This is a genomic window from Candidatus Binatia bacterium (genome assembly GCA_036493895.1).
GTDB lineage: Bacteria > Desulfobacterota > Binatia > UBA1149 > CAITLU01 > DATNBU01.
Window position 1 is genome coordinate 36,035 of record DASXOZ010000048.1, and the last position, 13,256, is coordinate 49,290.

General features: G+C 66.5%; 11 protein-coding genes. 9 read left to right on the top strand and 2 right to left on the bottom strand.

Annotated features, from left to right (window positions below; all coding sequences use genetic code 11):
- Positions 1-10 precede the first annotated feature (10 nt).
- The 6 genes from VGK20_11730 to VGK20_11755 all read left to right on the top strand — a co-directional run bounded on the left by VGK20_11730 (position 11) and on the right by VGK20_11755 (position 8,132).
- Entirely contained in the window at positions 11-709 is a 699-nt protein-coding gene (locus VGK20_11730; GenBank protein HEY2774706.1) for a hypothetical protein, read from the top strand.
- Positions 706-3,057 (top strand): MMPL family transporter, encoded by a 2,352-nt coding sequence (locus VGK20_11735; GenBank protein ID HEY2774707.1) that lies wholly within the window; start codon positions 706-708, stop codon positions 3,055-3,057. Before VGK20_11730 ends, VGK20_11735 begins: the two co-directional genes overlap by 4 nt.
- A gap of 90 nt (positions 3,058-3,147) precedes the next feature.
- Entirely contained in the window at positions 3,148-4,488 is a 1,341-nt protein-coding gene (locus VGK20_11740) for a sodium:proton antiporter (GenBank protein ID HEY2774708.1), read from the top strand.
- A 24-nt stretch (positions 4,489-4,512) separates the two neighbouring features.
- Positions 4,513-6,210, top strand: coding sequence for a fumarate hydratase (locus VGK20_11745; GenBank protein HEY2774709.1), 1,698 nt, complete (start codon positions 4,513-4,515; stop codon positions 6,208-6,210).
- 226 nt (positions 6,211-6,436) lie between these two features.
- The gene (locus VGK20_11750; protein ID HEY2774710.1) at positions 6,437-7,435 is read left to right on the top strand and encodes a bifunctional methionine sulfoxide reductase B/A protein; all 999 of its coding nucleotides are present in this window, start codon (positions 6,437-6,439) and stop codon (positions 7,433-7,435) included.
- Between the two features lie 64 nt (positions 7,436-7,499).
- Positions 7,500-8,132, top strand: coding sequence for an alpha-ketoglutarate-dependent dioxygenase AlkB (locus VGK20_11755; GenBank protein HEY2774711.1), 633 nt, complete (start codon positions 7,500-7,502; stop codon positions 8,130-8,132).
- Between the two features lie 16 nt (positions 8,133-8,148).
- Here the strand turns inward: VGK20_11755 and VGK20_11760 are convergent, their stop codons facing one another.
- Both VGK20_11760 and VGK20_11765 read right to left on the bottom strand, forming a co-directional pair.
- Positions 8,149-8,934, bottom strand: a complete 786-nt coding sequence (locus VGK20_11760) for a GNAT family N-acetyltransferase (protein ID HEY2774712.1) — start codon at positions 8,932-8,934, stop codon at positions 8,149-8,151.
- Between the two features lie 73 nt (positions 8,935-9,007).
- Complete coding sequence (locus VGK20_11765) at positions 9,008-10,087, bottom strand: MBL fold metallo-hydrolase (GenBank protein ID HEY2774713.1); 1,080 nt, start codon at positions 10,085-10,087, stop codon at positions 9,008-9,010.
- Positions 10,088-10,176: 89 nt separating this feature from the next.
- Here VGK20_11765 and VGK20_11770 point away from each other — a divergent pair, with 89 nt between their 5' ends.
- From VGK20_11770 to VGK20_11780, 3 genes are read left to right on the top strand one after another with little or no spacing between them, the layout of a single operon-like run.
- Positions 10,177-11,514, top strand: a complete 1,338-nt coding sequence (locus tag VGK20_11770; protein HEY2774714.1) for an extracellular solute-binding protein — start codon at positions 10,177-10,179, stop codon at positions 11,512-11,514.
- Positions 11,511-12,431, top strand: a complete 921-nt coding sequence (locus VGK20_11775) for a sugar ABC transporter permease (GenBank protein ID HEY2774715.1) — start codon at positions 11,511-11,513, stop codon at positions 12,429-12,431. The genes VGK20_11770 and VGK20_11775 overlap by 4 nt, the downstream gene beginning before the upstream one ends.
- On the top strand, positions 12,428-13,255 hold the full coding sequence (locus VGK20_11780) for a carbohydrate ABC transporter permease (GenBank protein HEY2774716.1): 828 nt from the start codon (positions 12,428-12,430) through the stop codon (positions 13,253-13,255). Before VGK20_11775 ends, VGK20_11780 begins: the two co-directional genes overlap by 4 nt.
- Position 13,256: the final 1 nt, after the last annotated feature.

A 13,256-nucleotide genomic window follows, 5' to 3' on the forward strand; every position in this document is an offset into this window, starting at 1 on the left:
TCCCGCACAGGTGAGCCACGTCATGCCTGCGCACATCGTCCGGCGCATCGGTGTCGTTGCGCTGCTGGTCGCGACGCTTGCACCGGCCTCCTCGTTTGCCGGGGATCCTTCCGATGCATCCGCCGATGCGTCCGCCGACCGGGTGAACGCGACCACCGTCGTTCCCGACCCCGCCCGCAAGGTGGGCGAAGTGCGCCTGCTGCAGCGCGGGCCCGGCGTGGTGGTGCAGACGCTTCTCGTCACCAAGCTGCTGTCGCGCGTCGTCTCCGAGATCCACGACAAGGAACACGGCAACTGGCCGGCGGACTACGAGCCGGCGCGAAGCTACCTGGCCGCGCTGGACGCTGCGCGCGACGCCGTCGAAAAGGGCGACAGCGAGGGCGGCGACCGTCATCGCCGCCTGCTGATCGAGTTCGCCGCCGACGACCAGGCTGCCACCGTCTCCTTCGGAACATTCGACAGCGACGCGGAAGCGCGCACGATCACGCCCCGCAATCGGCGGATCCTCCAGACGCTGGCGCTTCCGCGAGACTACGTGCTGCGCAACATGCGGCTGATTCTTGCGGATTCCTTCAAGATGGCCGAAGCGGACGTGGACAGGCTCGGGCCGCTCGGGCCGGCGTCCGCAGAGACAGTGGCCAAGCTGCCGCCGAAGCCCGCGCCGGGCAAGGCCGCCAGGCCGGAACATCCCGGGGGCAGCGCTCCTTGAGCACACGGCTTCGCAGCCTTCGCATCCCGCTGCTCGCGCTCTGTGTCGCCGTCACTGCGTGGCTCGGCGTGCATGCGGCGAACGTCGGCGTCGAGCACGACAACGAGTCGCTGCGCACGACCAACTCCGACGATCTGCGCGTCTACCGGAATTTCCGCGACACGTTCGGCAGCGACGAGGACGTCCTGGTCGCGATCGGCTATCCGCGCCTGCTGGGCAGCGACGGTTTGACGCTGATCGCGCAGCTGACCGACACGATCGGCAAGCTCGACGGCGTAAGCCACGCGTGGAGTCTGACCGACGTCGAGGAGATCGTGAAAGGAAGCGAAGGCGCCGTACCAAAACCACTTCTCGTTCCGCCGTGGACCGCCCCCGGCATCGAGGAGACCGCCGCCGCCGCGCTCGACCGCAATCCCGACTTCACCGGCTGGCTCGTTTCCGAAGACCGCAAGACGGCCGGCATCGTCGTTCAGATCGAAGACCGGCCGAACGACAACGAGTACCGCAGCCGCCTCGTGTCGGCGCTGCGCGCGATGGCGCCGTTGGTGGCTGCGCGCGGAGGCGAGCTGCACCTGACCGGAGTGCCGGTCCAGAAAATCGACGTCTCGGCCTACGTCGACCGCGACCAGAAGGTACTGCTGCCGGCCGCTGCGATCGTGCTCGGGCTGACGCTGGCGCTGTTTTTCCGCCACATTTCGGGCGTCGTGGTCCCGCTTGCCGTCTCGGGACTGACGGTGGTCTGGACGATCGGCACCTATTCGGCGACCGGCCATTCGATGAATGCGATCACCGCGCTGCTGCCTCCGGTGCTGCTCGTGATCGCGCTGGCGATGACGGTGCACGTCTACGACGCGTGGCTGGCCGGGCACAAGCCTGTCGGCATGGCGCACGACCAGGCGGAGCACGAAGAGGCGGAGCACGAAGACAGCGCACACCACGACAGTGCGCACGAAGACCGCTTCGACCGCGCCTATCTCGCAGTGCGGTCGGTGTTCGTGCCGGGCCTGCTGTGTGCCGTCACGACGGCGCAGGGCTTCGTTTCCCTGTCGGCCGGCGACCTTCCGGCCGTGGGACAATTCGGGTTCTTCGCGGCGTACGGCACCTTCGTCGCATTCGTCATGGCAATGACGGTGGCGCCGGCGGCGCTGAGCTACGTCAAGGCTCCGCCCCACCGCGCTTCGGACGAGCACGGCTGGACCCACCGTTTCCTCAGCTTCACGTCGGGCATCTCGACGGGCTACCCGATCACGGTCATCACGGTGTTCACGCTGCTGACGGTGGTGCTGTCGGCAGGCATCCCGCTGCTGCGCTCGAACACCGACCTCGTCGGCTTCCTGCGAGCAGATGCGCCGCTTCGCATCGACACGACGTGGATCGACGATCACCTGACGGGGACGCTTCCGCTCGACTTCATGATTGCCCGCCGCGACGGGAAGCCGGTCGAGTCCGTCGACGAGTTCCGCCGCCTGGCGGCGCTCGAAGACGCAATTCGCGCGCGTGAGCACGTCGCCGGCGTCACCAGCGTCACGGCGCTGGTGCGGCAGGTGCACCGCGCCGAAAGCGGCAGCGGCCGCCTCGAGCTTCCCTCCGACGAAGAGACCCTGCAGCACGAGATCGACCTTCTCGACGAGAGCGGCCACTCGCTGGTGCGGCATTTCGCGGCGCCCGAAATGAAGACGCTTAGAATGACGGTGAGGCTGCACGCGGTCGGAAGCGCGGTGTCGTCGCCGCTGGTCGCCGCGATCCGGGACGATGCCGCGCGCATCCTCGGGCCCGACCTCGTGCTCACGCCGACGGGCTCGCTCTGGCAGGTCGTGCGCGATTCCGAGAACCTCGTGCAGCAGCAGGTGCAGAGCTTCGGCTGGGCGATCGTGCTCGTCGTCCTCGCCATCGGCATCCTGCTGCGCTCGGTGGCGTTCACGGTGATCGCGATGATTCCCAACGTGATGCCGATCCTGTGGACCGGCGGTTTCATGGGTTTCGTCGGCATCGAGCTCAGCACCGGCACCGCGATGATCGCATCGGCCGTGCTCGGGCTGATCGTCGACGACACGATCCACTACCTTTCGTACTACCGCGGCGTCTATCGCGGAGATCCGGTCGCGGCGACGCGAATCACGAGCCGCGCGATCGGCGCTCCCGTCACCGTTTCGTCGACCGCCCTCGTGCTCGGCTTCTGGGTCGGCGCGTTCGGTTCGTTCCGCCCGACGATCTACTTCTCGCTGCTGACCGGGTTGACGATGATCACGGGGATCTTCTGCGACCTTCTCGTGCTTCCGGCCAGCCTCGTGCTGCTCGACCGCCTGGGAAAGCAGACGCAGGCGCTGCGGCAGAAGTGGAGTGCCTGAGCGCAGCCGTTTCGCCCTCGCGTTTTCGCCGATCCCCCGCTAGAGAGCGCAGCCGATGACGCTCCTGCCGCCCCCGCGAGGATCCTTCTAATGCTCGATGGAGCGTTGCTCCCGCTTCCGTGGGCCCTGCCTTTCGCCGGAATGCTGCTGTCGATCGCGATCCTACCGCTGGCGGCGCCGCAGCTCTGGCATCACCACTTCGGCAAGATCGCCGCGGCGTGGAGCGTGCTGGTGCTGCTTCCGTGTGCAGCCCTGTTTGGTGCGGGCACGGCACTGCAGGTGTTCCTGCACACGATCGTCCTCGAGTACGTTCCGTTCCTGCTGCTGATCGGGACGCTGTTCACGGTGGCGGGAGGAATCCTCGTCGTCGGCAACATCCACGGGGATCCGAAAACCAACCTCAAGCTGCTCGTCCTCGGTGCGCTCCTGGCCAGCGTGATGGGGACGACCGGAGCCGCGATGCTGCTGGTGCGGCCGCTGGTGAGGGCGAACGACGGACGCCGCCACAACGCGCACGTCTTCGTGTTCCTGATCTTCGTCGTCGCCAACATCGGCGGCGCGCTGACTCCTCTCGGCGATCCGCCGCTGTTCCTCGGCTACCTGAAGGGCGTGGGTTTCTTCTGGCCCACCGTGCACCTGCTCGCGCCCACGTTGCTGGCCATGCTGATCGTGCTCTCGGTCTTCTTTGCGATCGATACGGCGATGTACCGGCGCGACGCGCATTTCCGGCCGCTGCGCGACCCTACGCCGGACTCGCCGGTGCGGGTCGAAGGGCGCGGCAATTTCGTGCTGCTGCTCGCGATCGTCGCCGCGGTGTTCGCCAGCGGGGTGTGGCATCCCGGCGTGTCGTGGACCGTGCTCGGAATCGAGATCGAGCTTCAGAACGTCGTTCGCGACGTTTCGCTGCTCGCGATTGCCGCGGTTTCGCTGGCGATCACGCGCCGCGAGGTGCGCCGCGAAAACGCGTTCACGTGGGGTCCGATCGTCGAGGTGGCGATCCTGTTCGCCGGCATCTTCGTGACGATGATCCCCGCGCTGGCCATCCTGAGGGCCGGAACGCACGGGGCTCTGGCGCCCGTCGTCTCGCTGGTGACCGGGCCGGGCGGGGAGCCGGTCAACGCCGCGTACTTCTGGCTTTCCGGAGGCCTGTCGAGCTTTCTCGACAACGCTCCGACTTACCTCGTTTTCTTCAACATGGCGGGGGGCGACGCCGCGCACCTGACGGGGCCGATGTCGCACACGCTGATGGCGATTTCGGCCGGCTCCGTTTTCATGGGCGCGAACTCCTACATCGGCAACGCGCCGAACTTCATGGTCAAGTCGATCGCCGAGGAACGCGGCGTCGCGATGCCGGGATTCTTCGGCTACATGGCCTGGTCCGCCGCCGTGCTGATCCCGACCTTCCTCGTCGTGACATGGGTGTTCTTTTAAGCCCCGCTGCGGATAAAAAGGCACATGGAGAGGGCGCGCATGCCGGAGTTCATCTACCAGGATCTGTTCCCGCATGAGGCGGACACGACCGAGTTCCGCCTGCTGACGAAGGACTTCGTCCAGACGGCAAGCTTCGACGGCCGGGAGGTCGTCAAGGTCGATCCCGAGGCGCTCACCTACGTCGCGCACCAGGCGTTTCGAGACTGTTCGTTCCTGCTGCGCGAGAAGCACCTTCGCCAGGTGGCGGCGATCCTCGACGACAAGGACGCGTCCGACAACGACCGCTACGTCGCGCTGACGATGCTGCGCAACGCCGAGGTCTCCGCCGAAGGAATCCTGCCGTTCTGCCAGGACACCGGAACCGCCACGGTGATCGGCAAGAAAGGACAGCAGGTGTGGACCGGCGCCGACGACGCGGAATTCCTCGCCAAGGGTATCTACGAGACGTACACGCAGGAGAACCTGCGCTACTCGCAGAACGCGCCGCTGGACATGTTCCGCGAGATCAACACCGGCACGAACCTGCCGGCGCAGATCGACCTGTACGCGACCGAAGGCGAGGCCTACGAGTTCCTGTTCGTCGCCAAGGGCGGAGGCTCGGCGAACAAGACGTTCCTGTTCCAGGAAACACGCGCGCTGCTGACTCCCGAAGGCCTCGCGCGCTTTTTCGACGAAAAAATCCGCGCCCTCGGCACCGCGGCTTGCCCGCCGTACCACCTCGTGTTCGTGATCGGCGGAACTTCCGCCGAAGCGTGTCTGAAGACCGTCAAGCTCGCATCGGCCAAGGCGCTGGACGACCTTCCGACCACCGGCAACGAGTACGGCCGCGCTTTCCGCGACATCGAGACCGAGAAGAAGGTGCTCGAGATCGCGCAGGCATCCGGCATCGGCGCCCAGTTCGGCGGCAAGTATTTCGCGCTCGACACCCGCGTGATCCGGCTTCCGCGCCACGGCGCCTCGCTGCCGGTAGGCATCGGCGTCTCGTGTTCTGCCGATCGCAACATCAAGGCGCGCATCGATCGGGACGGCATCTGGCTCGAGAAGCTCGAGACCAATCCAGGCCGCTTCATTCCCGACAGCCAGCGGGTGCTCAAGCAGTCGGGAACAGTGGCGATCAACCTGGATCGCCCGATGAAAGAAATCCTCGCCGAGCTGACGAAGCACCCGGTGACGACGCGACTTTCGCTGACCGGAACCCTGATCGTCGCGCGCGACATCGCGCACGCGAAGCTCAAGGAGCTGCTCGAGCGCGGCGAAGAGCTGCCCGACTACTTCAAGCAGCATCCGGTCTACTACGCAGGACCGGCCAAGACTCCGAAGGGACTGCCGTCGGGAAGCTTCGGCCCGACTACTGCCGGTCGCATGGATTCGTACGTCGACCTCTTCCAGTCCCACGGCGCCTCGCTGGTGATGCTCGCCAAGGGCAACCGCAGCCCGGTCGTGACCGAGGCGTGCCGCAAGCACGGCGGCTTCTACCTGGGGTCGATCGGCGGCCCGGCGGCGATCCTGGCCCGGGAGAACATCCGCAAGGTCGAAGTCGTCGACTTCGCCGAGCTCGGGATGGAGGCCGTCTGGAAAATCCAGGTCGAGGATTTCCCTGCGTTCATCCTGATCGACGACAAGGGGCACGACTTCTTCCGCGCCGGGCCAACCAGCCAGCCGCCCCAGCCCCTGATTGCGCTGCCGGCGGGAAAAGGCGCCTCGCCGAAGGGTGGGGCGTAACTCCGGGGGCGCTGCAGCGTCATTTCCGTCGATGAGAATCTCGCGGAAACACCCCCTCTCGAGAAAAACTGCGGTGCTGGCAGCCGCCGTGCTGGCCGCGGCCGTCTACTACGGTTTCACGGGAAGGCCGGCTGTGCTGAACGATGTCCCCGCGGCCGCGAGCCAGACGGCGCAGGCGCCCGCCCAGGCGCCGGCCCAGGCGCCGGCCAATGAAAAGGACGATCCGATGGCCAACTACACCAAGCCCAGCGACAACGAGCTTCGCCAGAAGCTGAGTCCGCTTCAGTTCAAGGTCACCCAGCAGGAGGGCACCGAGCCTCCGTTCAGCAACGACTACTGGGACAACCACCAGGACGGAATTTACGTCGACGTCGTCTCGGGCGAGCCGCTGTTCAGCTCGAAGGACAAGTTCGATTCCGGCACCGGCTGGCCGAGCTTCACGCGGCCGCTGGAACCGCACAACGTTGCGGAGCACAGCGACAACAGCCTGTTCATGCGCCGCACCGAAGTGCGCTCGGCCCATGCCGATTCGCACCTCGGACATGTCTTTGACGACGGCCCGAAGCCCACCGGCCTGCGCTACTGCATGAACTCGGCGTCCATGCGCTTCGTTCCTGTCGACAAGCTCGAAGCCGAAGGTTACGGGAAATACCTGGCAGTGTTCGGCAAGAGCCCTTCCGGCAACGGGGCGTCGGCTGCTGCAGCTGGCACGGCGACAGCACACGATCCGAAGGACGCGGCCTACGAAGGCAACCTCGAGGTCGCGGAGGTCGCCGGCGGATGCTTCTGGGGCGTGCAGGAATTGATCCGTCAGCTACCCGGCGTCGTCACGAGCGAGGTAGGCTACACCGGCGGCAGCGTCTCGAACGCGACTTACGAGAATCACACGGGCCACGCAGAAGCGGTGCGCATCAAGTTCGACCCGGCCAAACTCAGCTACGCCGACCTGCTGCACTACTTCTTCCGTCTTCACGACCCGACGACGATGAATCGCCAGGGCAACGATGTCGGCACCTCGTACCGCAGTGCGATTTTCTATCTCGACGATCGCCAGAAGGAGATTGCCGAGCGCGTCAAGCAGGACGTGGACAAGTCGGGCAAGTGGAAGAGCCCGGTCATGACCGAGATCTCGCCGGCGGGGCAGTGGTGGCGCGCCGAGGAATACCACCAGGACTACCTCGAGAAGAACCCCGGAGGCTACACCTGCCACTTCCTCAGGGACTGACGCAGGACGAGGGAGCCCGACCCCCCGATCGTGCCGGCGATGTTCGCCGGCACGCTGCGTGACCATGCCGCGCGACAGCCTCTTTGCCGATGAAGCGCAGCACCTCGCACGCCTGCCGATTGCCGACGCCGAGGTGCTGTTTCTTCGCTGGCTCGACCTCGGGCAGGAGCCGGAGGCGGTTCTTCGAAGACTGATCGACGAGAGCGACTGGCGTGGCGAGACGATCCGGGTCTGGGACAAGACGTACCTTCAACCGCGCCTCATTGCGTGGCACGGCGACGACGGCACCGGCTACCGTTACAGCGGTCGTCATCACGAGCCGATGCCGTGGACGCCGCTGCTGCTCGATCTTCGCGGCCGTGTCGAGGCTGCGGCCGGCTGCCGGTTCGACAGCGTCCTCGTGAACTTCTATCGCGACGGCAACGACAGCGTCGCGATGCACAGCGACGACGAAGGCGAGCTTGGGCCGGAGCCGGTGATCGCATCGCTCAGCCTCGGCCGGACGCGCACCTTCGTGATGCGCCACAAGACGGATCGCTCGCAGAAGATCCGGCGCCTCGAACTTCCTTCCGGCAGCCTGCTCGTGATGCGCGGAGAAACGCAGCGCCACTGGCAACACGGGGTCCCGAAGGTGAAGGCGCCGTGCGGTCCGCGCATGAACCTCACGTTTCGCCGCCTGCTTGCGTGGCGCGGCTGAGCGATCGTCGCTTCGCTCAGGGAATCTCGGTGAACCACGGGTAGCGCGTAATCTCGCGGTACCCCATCCGAAGGTAGATCGGCTCTCCCATCACCGAGGCCTGCAGCGCGGCGAATTTCGCACCCATGTCGAAGCCGGCGTTGGTCGCGGCGCGCGTGCACGCCTCGGCAAGCCCGCGTCCGCGCGCCTCGGGCGTCGTGCCTACCCAATAGATGCCGGCGACTCCGTGCGAGACCAGCACCATCGCTGCCGCCGCCGGCGTGCCGTCGAGCCTTGCGATGAACGCCGCGACCTGGGGGAGCTCGAAGAAGCGATGGTCCGCGAACTGTTTCGTGGCGACGTCCGGTGGCATTCCGTATGTCGCGTATGCAGACGCGGAAACCGCGGCGAAAGCGCGCGCTCCGTCGCCGCCGTGCACGCGCTCGATCGATGCGCCGGCGGGAAGCGGCTTGTCATCGAGCCTTTTGTCGCACGCCATTCCGGGGCTGTTGCCGAAACGACCGACGCCTTCGCTCTCGAGAAGCGCCGCGAGATCGTCGTCCCGGTGCATCATCGCGATGAAGGTATAGCCGTGGCCGCGGTCGCGGAAGAACGCGCGGGTACGCGCGACGACGTCGGTGGCCGTTACGCAGACGTCCGTGCGCATCACTCCGGTGAAGCCGACCGGAAAACGGTGGCCCGGCGCAAAGAATACCAGGCCGTCCTCCTCGTGCACGATGCCGCCGGCGGTCGAGCGCGCGCCCTCGCGATTGAATTCGATGAGGTTGAGGTCGGCCCTTACGAGAAGCTCTGCGTCGTCCATCCGGCGACCATGCGACGGGAACGCGGCAAAGGAAAGAAAAGCCGGGGCCGTACGCGCCGCCCTGCGTCGCGGCTCAGCGCGCTGCCGCGTCGGCGTCCTCGTCCCGCGGCGGCAGCGTGAATGTCTCGCCGATCTTCAGCACCTTGACGCGACTGCGATCGCCGTCGTCGGCGTCGACGGCCTCCATCAGGTCCTTCGGCGGCTGGTCCAGCGGCTCGAACGAAAGGTCGAACGTGCCCCAGTGCATCGCGATCATGTAGCGCGCCCCGAGATCCTGGAACGCGCGGTACGCTTCGGCGGGATTCTCGTGCTGCTCGCGCATGAACCAGCGCGGCTCGTAGGCGCCGATCGGCAGCAGCGCGACGTCGATGGGCGCGAACCTTCGGCCGTACTCGCGAAATCCGTGGAAGTAGCCGGTGTCGCCGGCGAAGTAGTAGCGCGTCGTCCCCGAGTCGATCAGCCACGAGCACCACAGCGTGCGGTTGGGCGGCTGGTCGATGCGCCGTGACCAGTGCTGGGCCGGCAGGCACGTGATCGTCCAGCGGCCGTTCTGCGCGCTCTGCCACCAGTCCAGCTCGACGACGTTGTCGCGGCCGTGGCGGCGGAACCATTCGGCCAGCCCGAGAGGCACGAACCAGTGCATCGTCGCCGGCAGCCCCTCCACCGAGCCTGCATCCAGGTGATCGTTGTGGCTGTGCGAGATCACGCCCATCGCGTCGGCCGGGATCGATTCGATCGGAAGCCCCGGCGGCGTGTGGCGTTTCACGACGATCATGCGGCGCGCGAAGTTCGGATCGGTGACGACGACGTCGCTGCCGTCGTGGATCGCCATCGTCGAATGGCCTATCCACGTGATACGCGGCTGCGGCGCCGGCACCGAAAGCTCGCTGCCGTCGTTGGGGACCACCGGCAGCTCGGGTGTGTGGCTGCGGTCGAACGGGTTGCGGGTCAGCACGAGGCGGAAAATGCGCGTGCTCGGCGGCGTGAACGGGTGCCACGGGTTGAAGTAGATGCCGTTCTCCACGTGCGCCGCGTACAGCGACGCCGGATCGTCCCAGGATCCATAGGGCCTCTGGCCAACCGGATAGGGAAGGCAGCCCGCGCTGAGGCACGCCGCCGCGACGACGGCGAGCAGGAACGGACGCAGGCTCACCGCACGCAGACTGAGGCGAACCGGGCGCGAGTCAACTCGCGCAGATCGCCGTCGTTGTGCGACCGGCGGCGCCCGGGTCTAATGACGCGGTGGATCGTCGCTGGATCGTTCCCGCCGCAGGCGCTGTCGCGGTGCTTCTCGTGGTCACTCCGATGTTGCTGTCCCACTTCGGCGGCGATCGGGACGAAGTCGTCTTCTGGGCGATGGGCAGCGAAGCCGAGGTGGCCGATTCGCTGCTGGACGGGTTTCGCGCCGCGGAGCCCGGCATCGCCGTGCACGTCCAGCGCATCCCGTGGAGCGCGGCGCACGAGAAACTGCTGACAGCCTACGTCGCCGGCGCGATGCCGGACGTGTTCCAGATCGGAACGACGTGGGTACCGGAGTTCGCCGAGCTGGGCGCCCTGGAGCCGATGGACGAGCGGATTGCGTCGCTTCCCGGCGGCGGCAAGACGTTCTTCCCCGGTGCGCTCGATACGTGCGTGATCGGCGCAAAGGCGCTTGCCGTGCCGTGGTACATCGACACGCGCATCCTGTTCTATCGCCAGGACCTGCTTCGCGAAGCCGGTGTCGCCGAGCCGCCGCACGAGTGGCAACAGTGGCGCGACGCGATGCAGAAGTTCCGCGACGCAGGCGATCCGGCGCATCCCCGCTATGGCGCTTTTCTGCCGATCGACGAATGGCAGGTGCCGGTCGCACTGGTGCTGCAGCAGGGCGGAAGCCTGCTTCGCGACAACGACTGCTACGGGAACATGCAGAGCGCCGAGGCGCGCCGCGCGCTCGGCTTCTACGTCGACCTGTTTCACAGCGGCCTGGTGCCGCAGCGCTCGGCGGCGCAGATTGCCAATCTTTACCGGGAGTTCGCGCAGGGCTACTTCGCGTATTTCGTCTCGGGGCCCTGGAGTCTCTCGGAAGTCGCAAAGGTCTTTCCCGTATACGCTCTGCACGACAAGTGGGAGACGGCTCCTCTGCCGGCTCCTCATGCAGCGGAGGGACGCTTCGGAGTCTCGATCGCCGGCGGCGCCGACCTGGCGATCTCGCCGGCGTCACCGCGCAAGGAAAAGGCCTGGAAGCTCGTTCGCTACCTGACAGCAGGCCATGGCGCGTGGGATTTCCGGAAAAAGGCCGAAGCTTTGCCGGCCAGGCGCGAGGTCTACGATCACGACAGGATGTCGTACCAGGACCGGCTCCAGCTCTCTTTCGTCTCGCAGATCGAGAACCTTGCCACTCCGCCGAAAATCCCCGAATGGGAGCGCATCGCCGCCAAGCTGACGCTGCATCTCGAGCGCATCGTGCGCGGCGACGCGACGATGGACCAGGGGCTGGCCGACCTCGACTACGACATCGACTCGATCCTGGAAAAACGCCGCTCGCTGCTCGCCTCCCGCGGCACGCCGTGCACGACCCCGGGCCCGGGGGCGAGAACATGAAGGCCCGCGATGCCCGCAGCACAGCCGGTCTGCTGCTTGCCGGTCCTGCGCTCGCGTTGATCGTCGTGTTTTTCTTTCTCCCGGTTGCCGCGTCCCTGCTGCTGAGCGTCACCGATTTCGATGTCTACGCGCTGGCGAATCCTCACGACCTGCGCTTCGTCGCGCTCGACAACTACCGCGCGCTTCTTGCCGATCCCCAGTTCTGGACCGCGCTCCGCAATACTTTTTATTTCGTGCTCGTCGGCGGTCCGCTTTCGATCGGCGTCTCGCTGGCCGCCGCGCTGCTCGTCGACTCGCGCGTGGCGCGCATGAAAGGCCTCATGCGCACGGTGTTCTTCCTGCCGGTGACGACGACGATCGTCGCGGTCGCGGTGGTGTGGCGCTATCTTTACCACCCGCGGTTCGGGCTCATCGACCAGGCGCTGGGGGCATTCGGAGTAAGACCGGTGGACTGGCTCGGCGATCCGGTGTGGTCGATGCCGGCGATCATCCTCATGGCCGTGTGGAAGAACTTCGGTTTCAACATGATCATCCTGCTGGCCGGCCTGCAGGGGATTCCCGAGAGACTGTACGAAGCGGCCAGCCTCGACGGCGCCGGTGCGTGGCGCCGCCTTCGCTCCATCACGCTGCCTCTTCTAGCGCCGACTCTCGGCTTCGTCTCACTGCTGACCGCGATCGGCTACTTCCAGCTCTTCGCCGAGCCTTACGTAATGACGCAGGGCGGGCCCGCCGGCAGCACGCGCAGCATCGTGCTGCTGATGTACGAAGAGGGATTCCGCTGGTGGAACCTCGGCCGCGCGGCGGCCGTGGCATTCCTGCTCTTCGTCGTGCTGCTGGCGGCGACCGCGATTCCCGTGGCGCTGCGGCGACTTCGCAGACCGGCGCTTTTCGCGACGGGCGAAGGAGTCCATCGATGAGTCGCCGGAGCCTGGCCGCCGCAGTTGCCGTCAACGTGCTGCTCGTGGTTGCCGCCGCGCTGACGCTGTTCCCGCTGCTGTGGATGCTGTCGGCGTCGCTGATGCCGTCCGGCGAAGCGCTGTCGATCCCGCCCAGGCTTCTGCCGAGCGCACCGACGCTCGAGCACTACCGCGATCTTTTCGCCCGGCTGGACCTGGCTCATTCCATCGGCGCGAGCCTGTTCGTGTCGCTGGCGGCGACGTTTTTCTCCGTCTGCTTCAACGCGATGGCAGGCTATGCCTTCGCGAAGCTTCCGTTCGCCGGTCGCGAAAACCTGCGACGGCTTTTTCTGGCTGCGCTGGTCATCCCCGGGCAGGTCGCCATGCTTCCGCTGTTCCTGCTTCTGCGGCAGATGCACCTGGTGGGAAGCTGGTGGGGAGTCGTCGTGCCGGGCATGGCGAGCATCTTCGGAATCTTCCTCGTCGGGCAGTACGCGCAGTCGATTCCCGATGCGCTGCTCGACGCCGCGCGCGTCGACGGTGCAAGCGAGTTGCGCATCTTCACCGAGATTGCGCTTCCTCTTTGCCGGCCCATTCTCGTGACGCTCGCCGTCGCGACGTTCATGGGCACGTGGAACGATTTTCTCTGGCCCCTGGTCGTCTTGTCCGACGATCGGCTCTACACGCTTCCCGTCGCGCTGGCCGGACTGTTCGGAGAGCACGTGCAGGACACCGAGCTGATGATGGCCGGCGCAGTCGTGACCGTGATTCCTGTCATGCTCGTATTCCTGCTGCTGCAGCGCTACTACGTGGCGGGCCTGACGGCCGGTGGCCTCAAGGGCTGAG